Below are 17,555 nucleotides of genomic sequence, written 5' to 3' on the forward strand. Positions count from 1 at the left end.
GCTGCATGATCATTTTTCGATACCTGACCCGCGAGATCCTGCTGACCATGGCCGCCGTTGCCGGCGTGCTGCTGCTGGTCATCATGGGCAGTCGTTTCATCCGCTACTTTACTGACGCTGCAGAGGGCGATATCCCAGCCACCATCCTCGGCAGTTTGATGCTCTATCACCTGCCCGGCTTTCTTGAGCTGATTCTGCCGCTGGCCTTCTTTCTCGGTATTCTGCTGGCCTACGGTCAGCTTTACCTCAACAGCGAGATCACCGTGCTGGTGGCTTGCGGTACCAGCCCCGCTCGGCTGTTTCAGATCAGCCTGGTGCCGGCGACCTTGCTGGCGGTAGCCGTGGGACTGTGCAGTTTGTGGCTGACCCCGGCGGGGGCGCTGCACAACGCCGTGATGCTCGAGGAGCAGCGCAGCCAGATCGACTTCACCGCCCTGGCACCGGGACGCTTCCAGGACTTCGGCGGCGGTCGCACTGCCTATACCGAGTCCTTCAGCGACGACGGCAGCCGTATGCAGGAGGTCTTCATCAGCGAACGCCAGCGCCGCCGCGACGGCACGCCGGAAACCGCCGTGACCCGTGCCGGCAGCGGCTACCAGACCGTGGACCGCGATACCGGCAGCCGTTTCCTGGTGCTGGCCGACGGCGAGCGCTACAGCGTCGATCCCGGACGCTTCGAAGCCGAGCGGTTGGAGTTCGATACCTATGCCGTGCGTCTTTCGCTCGCCGGTGAGCAGCGTGAGCTGGAGTCGGCGGAATATGCCACCACGGCGGAGCTGTTCGGCGACGACTCCGGGCGTGCCCGCGCCCAGCTACAGTGGCGGCTTTCGCTGCCGCTGATGGTTTTCATCCTGACCCTGATGGCGATGCCACTCTCGCGGGTCAATCCGCGGCAGGGGCGTTTTGCCAAGCTGCTGCCGGCGATCTTCCTGCACATCTGCTACTTGAGTCTGCTGTTGGCGGCACAGGATGCCATCGGACGCGGAACGCTGTCGGCGTCGATCGGCATGTGGCCCATTCATCTGGTCTTCCTCGCGCTTGGCCTGGGGCTGCTGATGCACAACCAGCGCAGGGGGATGCGTTGATGCTGACGGACCGTCTCGACCGCTATATCGCCCGTAACGTGCTGGGAGCGATCCTCGTCGTTCAGGTAGTGCTGCTCGGCCTCGATCTGGTAATCACTTACATCAACGACCTGAACGATGTGGAAGGCGGCTACGGAGCGTTTCAGGTCCTGCTCTACCTGTTGATGCGTCTGCCCTGGCGCTTCTACCAATATGCGCCGGTAGGCGTGCTGATCGGCGCACTGATCGGGCTTGGCAGCATGGCCTCGAGCAACGAGCTGACGGTGATGCGCGCCGCGGGACGTTCGTTGGCGCGCATTCTGTGGGGCGTGATGAAGCCGATCATCCTGGTGGTGGCCATCCTGCTGCTGATTGCCGAATTCGTCAGCCCGCGTACCGAGCAGTACGCCAGCGCCTGGCGGCTGGAGCAGATGCAGGGCGAAGGCGCCTTGCTGACCCAGAGCGGTGGCTGGCAGCGCGAGGGCGACAGCGTTTATCGATTCGGCGCCATCCGTGCCGACGATACGGTTCTCGACCTGACCCGCTATGTCTTCGATGAAAGGAGGCTGCGCGAAGCCGTGCAGGCGGCGCGTGCATCCTGGGCAGGCGACCACTGGATGCTCGAGGAAGTGAAAATCACCCGCTTCGGGGAGGACCGAACCGAGGCCGAGGCGCACGAGCAGCTGTTATGGGAGACGACCCTCACCCCCGATCAGCTCAATCGCCTGCTGCGGGATATCACTAGTCAGGCGCCCAGTGAACTGTGGGCCTACTCGCGTTATTTGCTGTCCCAGGGGCAGCAGGCCACCCAACCGCTGCTCTATTTCTGGCAAAAGATGCTGCTGCCACTGACCATGGCCTCGCTGGTGCTGGTGGCGGCGTCGTTCGTGTTCGGCCCGTTGCGCACCGTGGCTGCCGGAACGCGGGTTTTCTACGGCGTGATCGTCGGGCTGTCGTTCAAGTACCTGCAGGACCTGCTGGCACCGGCCTCCACCGTATTCGGTTTCTCGCCGGTGTGGGCGGTGTTGGTACCTACGCTGCTGTGCGCTGCCCTGGGATTCTATTTGCTGCGCCGCTCGGGTTAGCGACGTCGCCGGCATGGGCCTGGAACAAGGGATGATGATGCAACGACGATTCGATCAGCTCGACGATGTATGGCCCGCCGGTCTGGGGCGGCGCCTGGGTGCGATGCTTTACGATGCCTTGCTGGTCCTGGCGATCTGGATCTTGATCACCGTGCTGCATGTGGTCTTCGTGCGCCTGGTCCTTGGGCTGGATGCCGAGCTGGTGGGACAGGGGGCCCCGCAGCGCCTGACCCTCCAGTTGGCGCTGCTGATCGGAGCGTTCGTATTCTTTGCCTTCTCCTGGATGCGTGGCGGCATGACCCTGGGCATGCAAGCCTGGCGTCTGCGCGTACAGACCCGCAGTGGCCACTCGATCACCTTGAGCCAGAGCCTGGTGCGTTACCTCGTGGCCTGGCTCTCGCTGGCCGCCTTCGGGCTGGGTTATCTTTGGGTGCTGTTCGATACGGAGCGCCGCAGCTGGCCCGATATCGCGTCAGGCACACGGGTCGTGGTCATACCCAAGCCGGGCCGGCACTAGCCGCTCGGGATGACCTTGGTCAAAAAACAGGCGATTCTCTCTTGCGATATGCTATGCGAATCATTTACATTACTCCTCGTAAGCACAGCGAGGTGGATGTCGATGTACGTATGTCTTTGCAAGGGCGTATCCGACCGCAAGATCCGCGAAAGCGTCGAAGGCGGTGCCCGTAGCTGGCGTGAGATTCAGCAGGAAACCGGCTGCGGCACGCAGTGCGGCAAGTGCGCCTGTGTCGGCAAGTCCATCACCCGCGAGGCCGTCAAGGCCGAACTGATGGCCTCGGCCAACGATCTCGCCTACGCCGTGTAGTGTTTCGAGCCGTCATCGGCTGTCGTTGCCAATCTCTCTCATTCTTGTTGCCATTAATCCAACCGACTGTCTCGGTTGGATTTTTTGCGTGTTTGGGCTGATACTGCCTATTATGGTTCGCTGAGCGTCACGCAACGCCAAGACAGGCCCAAGGCCGAGACGAAGAAGGGAGAAAGGCAATGAAAGGCGATGCCAAGGTCATCGAATACCTCAACAAGTCCCTCGGCAATGAGCTGGTTGCCATCAACCAGTACTTCCTGCATGCCAAGATGTACAAGGACTGGGGCCTCAAGGCACTGGCCAAGTGGGAGTACGACGAGTCGATCGACGAGATGAAGCATGCCGACAAGCTGATCGAGCGCATCCTGTTCCTCGAGGGCGTGCCCAACCTGCAGGATCTCGGCAAGCTGCACATCGGCGAGAACGTGCGCGAGATGCTCGAGAGCGACCTCAAGATCGAGCATGAGGGTCGTAACGACTACATCGAGGCCATCGCCTATTGTGAGCAGGTCAAGGACTACGTGTCCCGTGATCTGTTCCGCCATATCCTCGCCGACGAGGAAGAGCACATCGATCATATCGAGACCGAGCTCGGCCTGATCGACAAGGTCGGCATCGAGAACTACATGCTGCGTCAGATGCAGGAAGCCGGCGACGAATAACGACGCGCTGCGGCGTATCGCAACGGCACCGACACACGTCGGTGCCGTTTTTGTTTCTCGATGCTGAGAATTGTCGAAGTGTTTTCCTGACGTCAACGCTGCGTCAGTGAGCAAGGTTTGGTCTTCCTCGCTATGAGCTAAGCTGGTGCATGAGAATCTGCTTGTCGATTTCCGCTGCACCTTTCCGACGCTCCACAGGCTTGCCGCCATGCGCTAATGTGGCGCGCTGTATGAGCAACGGGCAAGCGGGTGCCGTTGGCAGGGCGATTGCATAGAACAAGCACAATCAGAAGCTTCGCGAGGGCAACTTCAATGAACCGATTCCATCGAACCACCGGTCTGCTGGCCGGGGCGCTTGGCCTGTCCCTGCTGGGTGCTTCCGCGGCCCAGGCGGACGAAACCCGTATTCGTTTTCAGCTCGATTGGCGCTTCGAAGGACCCTCGGCGCCCTTCCTCATGGCCGTGGAGCGCGGGTATTTCGCCGAAGAGGGGCTCGATGTCCAGATCGATTCCGGCAGCGGCTCCGCTGGAGCCATCAACCGGGTCGCCTCGGGAGCCTACGAGATGGGCTTCGGCGATCTCAACGCGCTGGTGGAGTTCTTGGCCGAGAACCCCGATGGGCCCGGCATACAGGGCGTCTACGTGGTGTACGACGGCAGCCCGGCTTCGGTCTTCGCGCGCAAGGATCGCGATATCGAATCGCCCGCGGACCTCGCCGGCAAGTCCATCGCCGCGCCGGCCTTCGATACCGGCTACCGTGCCTGGGGCATCTTCGCCGCGGCCAATGACCTCGATGGCGATGACGTCGAGTGGCAGAATGTCGACCCCACCCTGCGCGAGACCTTGCTGGTGCGCGGCGACGTGGATGCCATCACCGGGTTTTACTTCACCAGCCTGCTCAACCTGGAAGGGCGCGGAATGGGTGAGGATCAGCTCACCATCATGCCGTTCCCCGACTACGGGGTGCCGCTCTATGGCAATGCCATCATCGCCAGCGAGGCCTTCTCCGAAGAAAATCCCGAAGCCGTGGAGGGCTTTCTGCGCGCCTTCAATCGCGCCCTCGAAGAGACCCTGGCCGACCCGGATGGCGCCATCGACTACGTCCAGAACCGCGACTCGTTGATCGACAGGGAGATGGAGACGCGGCGGCTCAGGCTTGCCATCGACAGCGTGATCGACACCGAGGATGCCCGTGCCAATGGCGCCGGGGCGGTGGACGAAGAGCGTCTGCGCAGCGCCATTCAACTGGTGGCCGATGCCTATGAACTGCCGTCGGTGCCCGACCCCGAGCGTGTCTTCACCTCGCGTTTCCTGCCACCCCAGGAGGAGCGCATGATCTTCCCCGAGCGCGCGGAGTGACGGCATTGGCACAAACCATGCCCTTCGTCGACTTCGACCGGGTCAGCCTGGCCTATGACGACAGCGGCAATGCCATAGAAGACATCTCGCTCTCCATCGGAGAAGGCGAGTTCGTTGCCTTCGTCGGCCCCTCCGGCTGCGGCAAGTCGACCTTCATGAAGCTCTGTACCGGCCTGCATGGACCCACAGCCGGCAGCGTGCGCGTGGATGGCGAACCGGTGGGCGGGCCGTTGAAGATCTGCGGTATGGCCTTCCAGAGCGCCAACCTGCTGCCTTGGCGTACCACCCTGGACAACGTGTTGCTGCCGCTGGAGATCGTCAAACCCTACCGTTCGCAGTTCCGCAAGCGACGCGCGGAGTTCGTCGGTTGGGCCCGCGAGCTGCTGCGTACGGTGGGGCTCGAAGGCTACGAAGACCAGTACCCGTGGCAGCTCTCGGGCGGCATGCAGCAGCGCGCCTCGATCTGCCGCGCGCTGATCCACCGCCCGCGGCTGTTGATGCTCGACGAGCCTTTCGGAGCGCTGGACGCCTTCACTCGCGAGGAGCTGTGGTGCGTGCTGCGCGACCTATGGGAAGCCCAGCGCTTCACTGTGGTGTTGGTCACCCACGACCTGCGCGAGGCCGCGTTCCTGGCCGATACCGTCTATGTCATGAGCCGCCGTCCGGGGCGCATCATCGAGCGGCGCGAGATCGACCTGCCGCGGCCGCGGGAACTGGCGGTCACCTATGAAAAACCTTTCATCGATAGGGTGCAGGAGCTGCGCAATCTGATCGGTGACATCCGCAGCGTCTGAGGAGCGAGCATGAACAACAACGACAAGCTGCGCGAACGCTTGGCGCCCTGGGTCGCCGTGCTGGCGCTGGTGGCGATCTGGGAAGTCAGCGTGCGTCTGCTCCAGGTACCGGAGTTCATCTTTCCCAGCGCCTCGGCCACCGCTCAAGCCCTGGTGACCTTTGCCGGCCCCATCGGCATGCATTCATGGCAGACGCTGTGGACCACCCTCGCGGGTTTTGCCCTGGGGGTAGCGGTGGGTCTGGCGCTGGGCTTCGTCGTCGGCTCCTCGCGCTTTCTCTACCACGCCTGCTACCCGTTGCTGGTGGGCTTCAATGCGATTCCCAAGGTCGCCTTCGTGCCGATCCTGGTGGTGTGGTTCGGCATCGGCTCGGTGCCGGCGATCCTCACCGCCTTCCTGATCTGCTTCTTTCCCATCGTGGTCAACGTGGCTACGGGGCTTGCGACCCTGGAGCCGGAAATGGAGGACGTGCTCCGGGTACTGGGTGCTCGGCGCATGGACGTACTGCTCAAGGTGGGCCTGCCGCGCTCGCTGCCCTACTTCTTCGCCTCGTTGAAGATTGCCATCACCTTGGCCTTCGTCGGCACCGTGGTATCCGAGACGGTGGCCTCCAACCAGGGCATCGGCTACCTGATGATGAGCGCCGGGTCGCAGATGCGCATGTCACTGGTGTTCGCCGGGCTGATCGTGATCAGCGCCATGGCCATGGTGATGTATGAGTTGTTTGCCGTTCTTGAAAAGCGGATGACGGGGTGGGCGCATCGCGGTCAACGTTAGAACGCCTTTTCGAGGTCGAAACGCGGCACCGGTTCGCCGCGCACTTCGACGGTTTCGGTAAACATGGCCAGCGGACGCACCCACAGGCCGTAATCGCCGTACAGGGCACGATAGACCACCAGCGGCTCCTCGGTTTCGCTGTGATGGGCGACACCGAGCACCTCGTAGCGGTTACCCTTGTAGTGGCTGTAGATGCCGGGAACAGGGAGAGGATGAGACATCGCGTTGGCTCCAGGTCAGGGGGACGTGTCGTGATCGCCTGCCGCCTTGGCGGCCTGCTTGGCCAGTCGCGCGAGTACCCGCGAGGTGGCGATGAAACCGAAACCGCCGGTGACGAAGGTGGCGGCGCCCACGCCGGAGGCGCAGTCGAGCCGGGTCGATTCGCCACTGGCGGGTTTCTGCAGGCAGACCTCCCCGTCCGAGTCGGGGTAGATCAGCTGCTCGTCAGAATAGACGCATTCGACGGAGAAGCGACGCTTCGGATTACGCGAGAAGCCATAGTCGCGGCGTAGGCGTGCACGTACCTTGGCCAGCAGTGGGTCGTGCTCGGTGCGGGCGAGATCCGCCACTCGGATGCGTGTGGGATCGGTCTGTCCGCCAGCGGCACCGGCGACGACGATGGGCAGCTTGCGTCGCCGGCACCAGTGGATCAGCGCGGCTTTGGCCACCACGCTATCGATGGCGTCGACCACGTGGTCGGCGTCGTCCGGAATGCGTTGCGCCAGGTTGGTCGGGGTGACGAAGGCGGTATCGGCCACGACCTCGATACCGGGCTGGATCGCCCGACAGCGTTCGGCCAGTACCTCTACCTTGGGGCGGCCGATGGTACCGTCGAGCGCTGGCAACTGGCGGTTGACGTTGGAGACGCAGACATCGTCGAGGTCGATCAGCGTGAGCCGGCCGATGCCCGAGCGCGCCAGTGCTTCCACTGCCCAACTGCCCACACCGCCGACACCGACCACCACCACATGGGCACTGCGGAAACGCTCCAGGGCACGGGTGCCATAGAGGCGACGGATGCCGCCGAAGCGAAAATCGTAGTCGTCCTGAGCTGGCGGGGCGACATCATGTGGGCGTAGTGGAGCTGTCATGGTGGCGTCTCGAATCTCCTGGGTCAGGTCGGGGCGGGTAAGGGCGTTCCCAGGCAACGTGCGGCGTCGGTCGGCAGATGGCCGGCCCAACCGAAATGCTGGAACAGGTCTGTCATGGCACTATCCAGTCCACAGCTCAATGCCAAATGATAGCCATCGACGGGATGCTCGAAGCTCAAGCCCACCGCGGCCAGCAGTAGCCGCGAACAGTTCAGGCGTTCGGCGAAGAAGCGGTTGTGGTTGCCCTTGCCGTGCTTGGCATCGCCGATGATCGGATAGCCTCGCCGTGACAGGTGACGGCGGATCTGATGGCGACGCCCGGTCAGCGGCCGAACCTCCATCAGCGAATAGCGGCTGGTAGGGTAGCGATCCACCTGTACCGGCAGTTCCACGCCATCCAGCCGTCTGACTTCGGTGAGCGCTTCCAAGGCCGGCATCTCCGCCTTGGGACGGCTGCCATCCTCCTCGCGCAGGGCATAGTTCAGCCATTCATGCTCGGGGCCTGATCCACGCACCACGGCCAGGTAGCGCTTGACGACCCGGCGCTCGGTGAAGGTTTCGCCCAGACGAGCTGCGGTGGCCGAATCAAGCGCAAGGATCATCACGCCCGAGGTGGGGCGGTCGAGACGATGCACCGGATAGACACGCTGGCCCAACTGGTCGCGCAGGCGCTGTAGCAGGAACTCGCGCTCGCCGGCTGCCAGCTTGGAGCGGTGTACCAGTAATCCCGCTGGCTTGTGTACCGCCACCAAGTGTTCGTCCTGATGAAGAATGGTCAGGGGTTCCGTCATGGCGGCCCGAATATGCTCGCAAGGGGGCGTCATTGTCGCCCCCGCCGCGGCGCTTGTCACCCTGCGTGCGGAGCCGGGGGGCTCAATCGCTGTCCTGGCAGTTGCCGCGCCGCTGAATGGCGTCGGCGATGCGCTCGATGCCCTGACGATAGGCGGCCTTGCGGTAGGAGATTTCCTCTCGCTCGGCGCGCTCGAAGACGAGCTCGCTCTCGCGCTTCAGGCGTTCGGCCAGCCGCTGGTTGATGTCTTCCTCCGACCAGCGCTCTCCACTGCGGTTCTGCACCCATTCGTAGTAGCTGACGATCACACCGCCGGTATTGGCCAGCACGTCGGGCAGCACCGGCACGCCGCGCTCCTCGAGTCGCTCATCGGCACGGCTGGTAACCGGGCCGTTGGCGATCTCGAGCAGTGCGCCGGCCTTTATCTGGTCGACGTTGTCCGCATGAACCTGATTCTCCAGTGCCGCCAGCACCAGCACGTCCGCTTTCAGGGTCAGCAGATCGTCACGCTCGATCGGCTCCGCATCCTCGGCGATGCACACCGAATCATCGCAGTAGACCATGTCATGCAGGCGCTGATTCTGGGTTTTCTGCTCCATGATGGGGTCGGGATCGAGGCCTTCGCGGCTGTAGATTGCTCCCTTGGAGTCGGAGACCGCGACGATGCGATAGCCCCGCTCGTGGGCCAGGCGGGCGAAGTGATAGGCGGCGTTGCCAAAGCCCTGGATCGCCAGGGTGGTCTCCTCGGGCCTGCGTTGCTCACGGGAGGCCCACATGTCGAGCACGTGCAGCGCGCCGCGCCCGGTAGCGGCGACGCGGCCCAGCGAACCGCCCAGGGCCGGCGGCTTGCCAGTGATGGCGGCCGGCACCTTGCCGCGGGCCAGGTGATCGAACTCGTCGGCCATCCAGCCCATTATCGTGGGGTTCGTGTTCACGTCGGGGGCGGGTATGTCGCGATCGGGGCCCATGATGTCGGCGATGGCGCGTACGTAGCCGCGGGCCAGGCGCTCGAGCTCCAGCTTGGACAGTTGCTTGGGATCGACCTTGACGCCGCCCTTGCCGCCGCCGTAGGGCAGGTCGACCACGGCACACTTCACCGCCATCCACAAGCTCAGTGTGGTCACTTCATCCTGATTGACGTCGGGATGGAAACGAATGCCGCCCTTGGCCGGCCCAAGGGTATTGTCGTACTGCACGCGCCAGCCGGGAAGGACCCTGAGGCTGCCGTCGTCCATGCGCACGGGCACGCTGACCTGCATGGCCAGGTTGGGCTGCATCAGGCGCTCTCTGGCATCGCCGTGCACATTGATGGCATCGAAGACTTCCCGCAGGCGTGAACGGGCATCGTCGAAAAGATTGGCATGGTCCTTTTGCCGAGACATCGGTTTACTCCTGATACGCATGATCCGTCATTGCCAAGTTCAGCGTAGCAGTGCTGGCCGATAGTGACCGGAGGTTGGGCAGGTGAGCAGGGCGGAAAGAGTCAGTGCCGTGAGACGTGGTGCAGCTGGGGGGGGTCGATGAGGGGCGGCGTTGCGCTGCCCCTCGCTGTGGTTGGAACCGGGTTCAGCTCACTCGCGATGCAGCTGCAGCGTATAGTTACCGCTCTCGCTGCTGCCATAGGCGCGGGCGGTGACACGATAGCCGCCCGGTTCCAGGTGGGCGCTGATGCGAGAATTCAGCCCACCGGCACCGTCGTCGTCGCGCAGGTACTGACCCTGGCCATCGAGTTCGAGATAGGCATCGAAATCGTCCGAAAGCAGGTCGATGCGATAGCGGCCGGCTTCGTCGACTACCAGCTCGTAGTAGTCGCGAACGCCCGGCTCAAGCCTGGCGTTCACTGGACTATCGACCTCCAGTTGACCATTGCTGGGTAGTTCGTCGATCGCGGTTGCGCTGGCGCGCAGCTCGAACAGACCGCTGCCGTGACCGCCATGGCTGCGTGCAGTCACGCGGTAGCTGCCGGCTTCAAGGGGGGAGTAGAGGCGGGCGTTGAGCTCACCGCCACCGTCGTCGTCACTGATGGAGACATTGTCGCCGTGCAGTTCGAGATAGGCATCGAAATCGGACGAGAGCATGTCGATGGTCACGGCGGCAGGCGCATCGAGAGTGAACTCGTACGTTAGCGTTTCGCCGCTGAACCAGCCGTGCAACGGTTCGTCCATTGCCAGCGTACCGCTGTTGCGCAGCGTCACGTCGCTGGCCAGCTCATGGGGGCCCAGTTCCAGGGAGTAGAGGCCACCCTCCTGTTCGTAGGCAGAGCGTGCGATAAGACGGTATTCCCCGGGTTCGAGGAAGTCGGCAATGCGGGCGTCCAGGTTGCCGGCGCTGTCGTCGTCCTCGCGTCGGTAGCCATTGGGGCCTTCCAGCACCAGATAGGCATCCACGTCGCTGGAGCGCATCTCGAACTGGTAAAGGCCGCTTTCCTCGATCGTCACACTGTAGGTGTCGCCACCGTCTTGCAACCAGCCATCGGCACGCGAGGGCATCTCGAGCGTATCACTGGTAGTGAGTTCCATCAGACGGCTGGTCAGCGTGAAGGGACCATAGCTATGCATGTCCTGGCCACTGACCACCACCATGTAGTCACCGCTCTCGTCGATGCGACGGCGCAGCGAGGCGGCTGCCGGGGCGTCGTAATAGGCCGGATTGGCACTCGAAGCGAGCAACTGCTCATCGGCATCATAAAGTGAGAGGGTGCCCTGCAGGGGCCCGCCGAGCTCGATCTCGACGAGCGCCTCTTCCTCGAGCGCCAGGGTGAAACGCTCGAAGCGGCTACCATCCTTGCCGTTGAGTTCGCTGGCCGAGGTGATCTCGCCGCGCAGGCGCTCGCCCAGTTGCAGCGAAGGCAATGAAGCGCTGTCGACTTCCGTTTCGGCTTCGGCCGTTTCGATGATCGGGGCGGCGGTCGTTGTGGTGTCGGGCAGTTGCCAGCCGACGATCAGGCCGACGGCAGCGCCACCCAAGGCGGCGAGAGTAACAGTTGAGGCGCGATTGGCCATGAAAGCGTCCTTGTTCGATGGCAGGCATCGGTGGATGAGATTCCCTGGTAGGGGGTATTACATTGCGTAACCATTATATGCACGCCATTACGTTGAAGGAAATGTGCCGAATCGGCACTTGCACTTCCCGAGTCGAGCACCACACTGGAGAGCGTCCGTCCATTCGAATTTGAGGAGCTGCCATGGCTTCCCGTGTTTTGATCACCGGTGCCAATCGTGGCATTGGTCTGGCGCTGGCCCGCCACTACCAGGGCGAGGGCTGGCAGGTAATCGGCGTTTGTCGTACGGCCTCCCAGGAGCTCAACGAAGCCGCAGTGCAGGTAGTCGAGGGCATCGACGTGACCCGGGACGAGGACGTGGCGCGCCTGGCCGAGGCCATCCGCGGGCAGCACCTGCATCTGTTGATCAACAATGCCGGCCTGCTGCACGACGAATCGCTGGGTTCGCTCGACTTCGACACCATTCGCGAGCAGATGGAGGTCAACGCCTACGGCCCGCTGCGGGTGACCGAGGCACTGCTCGACAATCTGGGCGCGGGCAGCAAGGTGGCCAACGTCACCAGCCGCATGGGCTCCATCGCCGACAACGACTCCGGCGGGCGCTACGGCTACCGGGCCTCGAAGGCAGCGCTGAACGCTTTCGGCAAATCGCTGGCCATCGACCTCAAGCCCAAGGGTATCGCCGTCGCCCAGTTGCATCCGGGCTACGTGCAGACCCGCATGGTCAACTTCGGCGGCCTGATCCCGCCCGAAGAGGCCGCCGCCGGCATCGCCGCACGTATCGAGGCGTTGACGCTCGAGGCCAGCGGCGGCTTCTGGCACAGCAACGGCGAGGCGCTGCCCTGGTAACGTCAGCCTGCCAGATAGAGGCTGGCCAGGGCGAACGCGTAGCCGATGGCGGCACCGGCGGCGACGTCGCTGATGTAGTGCAGGCCGAGCCCGACCCGGGACAGTGCAATGAGTAGCGCCAACGGCACCAGCAGTGGCAGCAGCCAGGGGGCATGAGCGGCGGTCAGTACGCAGAACATCACCGCATGCATGGTATGTCCGCTGGGGAAGCTGTAGCGGTCGCGGGCCGGCTCGCCGCACTGGATGATATTGACGAAGGTGATGAAGGGGCGTTCCCGACACAGGCGGGTCTTGATCAGGCGGTAGACGAGGATGGCAACGAGCCCTGTAATGGCGTACTGCAGGAAGTAGGCGAGGCCGGCCTTGGGCTGAAGCAGCGGCTGGGCGGCGATCAGCAGCACCCATACCGGCCAGTCACCCACACGGCTGGCCAGCCGCAGGGTGGCAAGCCATGGCGCGTACAGGCTGAGGCTGGCGAAGCGCTGGCACAGCCGCCACTCCAGCAGGTCGAGTCGATCAAATACCGCAAGGGCGCGTGGTCGCATGGTTCACCTCCCGAGCCTGCTCGAGTACGGAAAGAAAGGTGTCGGCAATGGCTGGCCAGCGGCAGGCCTGGCTGCGCAGGCGCGCCGCTCGGCCCATCTGGGCGTAGCGCGCCGGCTGCTGGCACAGTGCCACGGCGGCCTCGCGAAATGCCTCGGCATCGCCGGCGGGCACGGTCACGCCGTTGACGCCGCTGTCGACCAGCTCGGCGGCGGCGGCGTGATGGTAGGCCACCACGGCCAGGCCGCTGGCCATGGCTTCGGGCACCACGTTGCCCCAGGTCTCGGAGAGCGAGGGAAACAGGAACAGATCGGCGCTGGCGTAGTGCCGGGCCAGCGCCTCCGGTGAGATGAAACCGGTGAAATGTACCTCCGGCAGCGCCTTCTCGAGCGAGCGGCGTGCCGGCCCGTCGCCGACGACGACCTGGGCCATGTCGGGGCGTGCGCTGCGCATGGCATGGAAGGTCTCGCGCAGCAGGGAAAGATTCTTCTCCGCCGCCAGGCGGCCGACATGCAGCGCCACCGGGCGGTGCTCGTCGGCTCCCCAGCTGCGGCGCAGCTCGGCGCAGCGCAGCGCGGGGTCGAGCCGCTGGTGATCGATGCCGCGTCCCATCACCTCGAGCCGCTGGAAGCCCTGGCGTGAAAGGTCGTCCGCCTGCTGGCGGGTGGGCACCAGGGTCGCCTGACAGCCATTGTGGAAGTGGCGCAGCCCCCGCATCAGCGTCGGGGCCAGCCAGGGCACGCCGTAGTCGCCGCAGTAGTGGTCGAAGTTGGTGTGCCAGCCGGCCACCAGCGGGATGCCCATGCGCCTGGCCACGCGCCGTGCCGACCAGCCCAGGGGTCCTTGAGTAGCCAGGTACACCACGTCGGGACGCTGCTTCTGCCACAGCCGCTGGATACGCCGCCCGGCGGGTAGCCCGAGGCGCACGGCACGGTAGCCGGGTATCGCCATGCCCGGTACCCTTAGCTCAGCCTGCATGTCCGGCGTACGCCGCGGGGCGGTGGCGTCGGCCGGGTACGGCCGGATGAGCTGCAGCGACATGCCGCGCGCCAGCAACTCCTGGCTCAGTTGCATGAGGGTGTGGGCGACGCCGTTGATCTCGGGCGACCAGGTCTCGCTGACAAGACAGATTCGCATGGCATCCTCGCTGCCTGGGTGCTTGGGAGCGAGAATGCCTGGCGTGGATGACGGCCCGGCGACAGGGCGATGATGAATGGATGACGACGGGCGTGTCGCCGAACTACAACGCGCCCCACCATGGTCGGCTCGCGCAGCGGGCGAGAATTGGCGAAGCTGGTGGCCTACGCTGCCCGGAGTTCGCCATGAAGCATTCCCCCGCCTATCGCCTCGCCGCCACCATCCTGCACGGCTTCGACGAGTACCGTAACCGCTTCAAGGAGATCACCGCCGATGCCAGTCGGCGCTTTCGCGATGCCGCCTGGCGCGAGGCCCAGCAGGCCTCGGCCGAGCGCATCAACCTCTACGAGGAGAAGGTCGGCGAGACCCTGGCGCGGCTGCAGCGCGCCCTGGACGAGGACGATCTGACCCACTGCGAATGCTGGCGCGAGGCGCGCAATCACTACGCCGAACTGATCAGCGAACGGCTCGACTACGAACTGGCCGAGACCTACTTCAACTCCTTGTTCTGCTCGATCTTCCACCATCGCCACATCCGTAACGACTGGATGTTCGTCTACAGCTCGCGGGACGCCGCCGCCCACCACTCAGGGCTCGAGCCCTGCCGTCGCATGCTCGTCAAGGGCGACTGGGAAGCGGCGATTCGCTGGGCGCTGGCCGAGGCCCCCTTCGAGACGCCCTTCGAGGATCTGGAGCGGGACGTGCGGCTGGGCGCCGAGTTTCTGAGCGGTCATCTTCCCCGGACGATCCTCGATGCGCCGGATGCCGAGGTCGAACTGCTTAAGAGCGTGTTCTACCGCAACAAGGGAGCCTACCTGGTGGGGCGGGTGCGTGGCGATGGTGAACAGGTGCCGCTGGTGCTGCCGGTCCTGCACGAGCAGGGAGAGGGGCTGCACCTGGATACCGTGCTGATCGAATCGGACGAGGTCTCCATCATCTTCTCCTTCACCCGCGCCTACTTCCAGGTCGAGGTGCAGGTGCCTGGCGAGTTCGTCGATTACCTGCAGCAGCTGATGCCCGACAAGCCGGAGGGCGAGCTCTATTCGGCGATCGGCTTCTTCAAGCACGGCAAGACCGAATTCTTTCGCGCGCTCAATCGCCAGGTGGCCAAGCGCGAGGACAAGTTCATCATCGCCCCCGGCGTGCGCGGCATGGTCATGGCGGTGTTCGTGCTGCCCTCGTTTCGCACCGTGTTCAAGATCATCAAGGACCGCTTCGACCCGTCCAAGGAGATGAGCCACGAGACCGTGCGCGAGAAATACCGGCTGGTGAAGCGTCACGACCGGGTCGGACGCATGGCCGATACCCAGGAGTTTTCCAATTTCATCGCGCGCAGAGATCACTTCTCGCCCGAGTGTCTCGAGCACCTGCTGGAGGTGGCGCCTTCCACCGTGTATCTCAGGGGCGACAAGGTGATCATCAAGCACTGCTACACCGAGCGCATGATGACTCCGCTCAACCTCTACCTGGAGCAGATCGGCGAAGAAGAGACCCGGGCGGTACTCAAGGACTACGGCAACGCCATCAAACAGATGGCGGCGGCCAACATCTTCCCCGGCGACATGCTGCTGAAGAACTTCGGCGTGACTCGCCACGGCCGGGTGATCTTCTACGACTACGACGAGGTGTGCTACCTCACCGAGTGCAACTTCCGCCATATCCCCGAACCGATGTATCCGGAGCAGGAGCTTTCCAACGAGCCTTGGTACTCGGTGGGGCCCAATGATATTTTCCCCGAGGAGTTCGGACCGTTCCTGTTCGCCGACCTCAAACTGCGCAAGCTCTTCTACCAATTGCACCCCGAGCTGTTCGACGCCGACTACTGGAAGGGGCTGCAGCAGGCGATCATCGACGGGCGCGTGATCGACGTCTATCCCTATCGCAACAAGCAGCGCTTCAGTGCCAGCGAAGAGAATGGCTTGGTGTACTGACGTAACGCAACGAGGGCCGTGATGGCAGACGTTAGGCGCCCCCACCTGGTGGTCTTCACCGGCTCGGGTATCAGTGCCGAAAGCGGTATCCAGACCTTTCGTGCCGGCGACGGGCTGTGGGCCGAACACCCCATCGAGGAGGTCGCCACGCCGCAGGCCTGGCGGCGCGACCCGGCCCGGGTCCTGCAGTTCTACAACCTGCGCCGCGAGCAGGTGCGCCGGGCGCGTCCCAACGCTGCCCACAAGGCGTTGGCGGCACTGGAGCAGCGGGGTTTTCGTGTCAGCATCATCACCCAGAACATCGACGACCTGCACGAGCGCGCCGGCTCGCGCAACGTGCTGCACCTGCATGGCGAGATCCTCAAGGCGCGTTCCACCGTGGATGCACGCATGCAGTACCCGCTGCCTCGCGGCGGGATAGAGCTGGGCGACATCTGCGACAAGGGCAGCCAGCTGCGTCCCGACGTGGTGTGGTTCGGCGAAAGCGTGCCGCACTTCCAGGAGGCCTGCGAGATCGTCGGCGAGGCGGACCTGCTGCTGGTGGTGGGCACCTCATTGGCGGTGATGCCGGCGGCCTCGCTGCTCGACCACACGCCGCTGGACGCCCCTAGCGTACTGGTCGACCCAGAGGCCGAGGCGCTGGCGCCGCCGGGGGTGACCCGCATCAGCCAGCCCGCCGGCAAGGGTGTGCCGGCGCTGGTGCGCCATTGGCAACGCGAAGGGAGGCTGTGGGTGCCCCAGACTCTGCTCGCCAATAGCTGACATGGTCCTACATACCGGAGGCTGGCGAATGCCGATTGGTATAGAATGCCGCCTCCTTTCCCCAAGAAGTGAGCAGATGCTGGACGAGACTAGCCAGGCCGACCTTTCGGGCCGCCACCCCGCCACGAGATTTTCGCCTGACCCCGTAACCGGGCTTTCTTATGACCCCGCGACCGGTCATCCACGCCCGCCGCGGCGCGAGTTCAAGGCGCGGGGCAGCTTTACCGAGCGCTGCCCCGGCTGCCAGCTGCCGGTGTTGAACTGTCTCTGCCCCTATCAGGCCTGCGCCGAAAGCGAGGCGCGCGTGTGGTTGATCACTCACCCGCTCGAGCATTTCAAGCCGACCAATACCGGGCGCCTGATCCGCGACGTGTTGCCGGCGACCGAGGTCTTCACCTGGTACCGCACGGCGCCGGACGAACGGCTGCTGGCGTTGCTCGACGACCCGCGTTTCGCTCCCTTCGTGATCTTTCCCGACGACCAGCCCGACTACGCAGAGCGGGTGGTGGGCATCGAGGCGGTCAGCGAGGCCAAGACGAACGGCAGGATACCGGTCTTCATCCTGCTCGACGGCACCTGGCGGCAGGCGCGGCGGATCTTCCGCAAGAGCCCCTATCTCGATCGGCTGCCGGTGCTGCCTCTGGCCACCACACGCCTGACCCGCTATCGGCTGCGTAAGCCGGCTTCCCAGGCCCACCTGTGTACCGCCGAAGTGGCGGCCGAACTGCTGCGCCAGAGCGGCGACGTCGAGGCGGCCCAGGTGCTGGACGACTACTTCGATGCCTTCAACGTCAGCTATGATGCCAGCCGCCGCTACGAGAAGATCGAACAGCCGACTTCGGCGATGCGCCGGCTACTGGCACACCGCGCCGAGTAGAGGAGAA

Annotated in this window: 19 protein-coding genes; 12 read left to right on the plus strand and 7 right to left on the minus strand. The window is 64.2% G+C overall.

The window, feature by feature from the left end:
- Positions 1-5 precede the first annotated feature (5 nt).
- From lptF to ACRWQA_RS02775, 8 genes are all read left to right on the plus strand, one after another.
- The gene (gene lptF / locus ACRWQA_RS02740; protein ID WP_434226976.1) at positions 6-1,085 is read left to right on the plus strand and encodes an LPS export ABC transporter permease LptF; all 1,080 of its coding nucleotides are present in this window, start codon (positions 6-8) and stop codon (positions 1,083-1,085) included.
- On the plus strand, positions 1,085-2,149 hold the full coding sequence (gene lptG / locus ACRWQA_RS02745; protein ID WP_263581291.1) for an LPS export ABC transporter permease LptG: 1,065 nt from the start codon (positions 1,085-1,087) through the stop codon (positions 2,147-2,149). Before lptF ends, lptG begins: the two co-directional genes overlap by 1 nt.
- A 37-nt stretch (positions 2,150-2,186) precedes the next feature.
- On the plus strand, positions 2,187-2,666 hold the full coding sequence (locus ACRWQA_RS02750; protein WP_263581290.1) for an RDD family protein: 480 nt from the start codon (positions 2,187-2,189) through the stop codon (positions 2,664-2,666).
- 102 nt (positions 2,667-2,768) lie between these two features.
- Positions 2,769-2,975 carry a (2Fe-2S)-binding protein gene (locus tag ACRWQA_RS02755; protein ID WP_263581289.1) on the plus strand — a complete coding sequence of 69 codons (207 nt, stop codon included), beginning with the start codon at positions 2,769-2,771 and terminating at the stop codon, positions 2,973-2,975.
- 179 nt (positions 2,976-3,154) lie between these two features.
- Positions 3,155-3,637, plus strand: coding sequence for a bacterioferritin (bfr, locus tag ACRWQA_RS02760; protein ID WP_197566544.1), 483 nt, complete (start codon positions 3,155-3,157; stop codon positions 3,635-3,637).
- Positions 3,638-3,949: 312 nt separating this feature from the next.
- Entirely contained in the window at positions 3,950-4,996 is a 1,047-nt protein-coding gene (locus ACRWQA_RS02765) for an ABC transporter substrate-binding protein (protein WP_263581288.1), read from the plus strand.
- Between the two features lie 5 nt (positions 4,997-5,001).
- Positions 5,002-5,790, plus strand: coding sequence for an ABC transporter ATP-binding protein (locus tag ACRWQA_RS02770; RefSeq protein WP_263581287.1), 789 nt, complete (start codon positions 5,002-5,004; stop codon positions 5,788-5,790).
- A 9-nt stretch (positions 5,791-5,799) separates the two neighbouring features.
- Positions 5,800-6,567 carry an ABC transporter permease gene (locus ACRWQA_RS02775; protein WP_263581286.1) on the plus strand — a complete coding sequence of 256 codons (768 nt, stop codon included), beginning with the start codon at positions 5,800-5,802 and terminating at the stop codon, positions 6,565-6,567.
- Here the strand turns inward: ACRWQA_RS02775 and ACRWQA_RS02780 are convergent.
- The 5 genes from ACRWQA_RS02780 to ACRWQA_RS02800 all read right to left on the minus strand — a co-directional run bounded on the left by ACRWQA_RS02780 (position 6,564) and on the right by ACRWQA_RS02800 (position 11,450).
- Entirely contained in the window at positions 6,564-6,788 is a 225-nt protein-coding gene (locus ACRWQA_RS02780; RefSeq protein WP_263581285.1) for a DUF1653 domain-containing protein, read from the minus strand. The two genes, ACRWQA_RS02775 and ACRWQA_RS02780, sit on opposite strands and share 4 nt — an antisense overlap.
- 15 nt (positions 6,789-6,803) lie before the next feature.
- Entirely contained in the window at positions 6,804-7,658 is an 855-nt protein-coding gene (gene tcdA / locus ACRWQA_RS02785) for a tRNA cyclic N6-threonylcarbamoyladenosine(37) synthase TcdA (protein WP_434226977.1), read from the minus strand.
- 23 nt (positions 7,659-7,681) lie between these two features.
- Positions 7,682-8,449: a pseudouridine synthase gene (locus ACRWQA_RS02790; RefSeq protein ID WP_434226978.1), complete on the minus strand. Its 768-nt coding sequence runs from the start codon at positions 8,447-8,449 to the stop codon at positions 7,682-7,684.
- A gap of 82 nt (positions 8,450-8,531) precedes the next feature.
- The gene (locus ACRWQA_RS02795) at positions 8,532-9,830 is read right to left on the minus strand and encodes a Glu/Leu/Phe/Val family dehydrogenase (protein ID WP_434226979.1); all 1,299 of its coding nucleotides are present in this window, start codon (positions 9,828-9,830) and stop codon (positions 8,532-8,534) included.
- A gap of 189 nt (positions 9,831-10,019) precedes the next feature.
- Positions 10,020-11,450 carry a hypothetical protein gene (locus tag ACRWQA_RS02800; protein WP_434226980.1) on the minus strand — a complete coding sequence of 477 codons (1,431 nt, stop codon included), beginning with the start codon at positions 11,448-11,450 and terminating at the stop codon, positions 10,020-10,022.
- Positions 11,451-11,632: 182 nt separating this feature from the next.
- On the opposite strand from ACRWQA_RS02800, the gene ACRWQA_RS02805 reads away from it, so the two are divergent.
- Positions 11,633-12,298 carry an SDR family oxidoreductase gene (locus ACRWQA_RS02805; RefSeq protein WP_434226981.1) on the plus strand — a complete coding sequence of 222 codons (666 nt, stop codon included), beginning with the start codon at positions 11,633-11,635 and terminating at the stop codon, positions 12,296-12,298.
- 2 nt (positions 12,299-12,300) lie between these two features.
- Here ACRWQA_RS02805 and ACRWQA_RS02810 read toward each other — a convergent pair whose 3' ends face one another.
- Together ACRWQA_RS02810 and ACRWQA_RS02815 are read right to left on the minus strand one after the other, a co-directional pair.
- Positions 12,301-12,843, minus strand: a complete 543-nt coding sequence (locus ACRWQA_RS02810; RefSeq protein ID WP_434226982.1) for a phosphatase PAP2 family protein — start codon at positions 12,841-12,843, stop codon at positions 12,301-12,303.
- Complete coding sequence (locus ACRWQA_RS02815) at positions 12,815-13,978, minus strand: glycosyltransferase family 4 protein (protein ID WP_434226983.1); 1,164 nt, start codon at positions 13,976-13,978, stop codon at positions 12,815-12,817. The genes ACRWQA_RS02810 and ACRWQA_RS02815 overlap by 29 nt, the downstream gene beginning before the upstream one ends.
- A gap of 185 nt (positions 13,979-14,163) precedes the next feature.
- Between ACRWQA_RS02815 and aceK the strand changes: the two genes are divergently transcribed.
- The 3 genes from aceK (at position 14,164) to ACRWQA_RS02830 (ending at position 17,548) form a co-directional block, all read left to right on the plus strand.
- Positions 14,164-15,909, plus strand: coding sequence for a bifunctional isocitrate dehydrogenase kinase/phosphatase (aceK, locus tag ACRWQA_RS02820; RefSeq protein ID WP_263581277.1), 1,746 nt, complete (start codon positions 14,164-14,166; stop codon positions 15,907-15,909).
- 21 nt (positions 15,910-15,930) lie between these two features.
- On the plus strand, positions 15,931-16,671 hold the full coding sequence (locus tag ACRWQA_RS02825) for an SIR2 family NAD-dependent protein deacylase (RefSeq protein WP_263581276.1): 741 nt from the start codon (positions 15,931-15,933) through the stop codon (positions 16,669-16,671).
- A 76-nt stretch (positions 16,672-16,747) separates the two neighbouring features.
- A complete protein-coding gene (locus tag ACRWQA_RS02830) occupies positions 16,748-17,548 on the plus strand; it encodes a tRNA-uridine aminocarboxypropyltransferase (protein WP_434226984.1) in 801 nt (266 codons plus the stop codon).
- Positions 17,549-17,555 lie beyond the last annotated feature (7 nt).

The organism is Billgrantia sp. C5P2, from assembly GCF_051062895.2.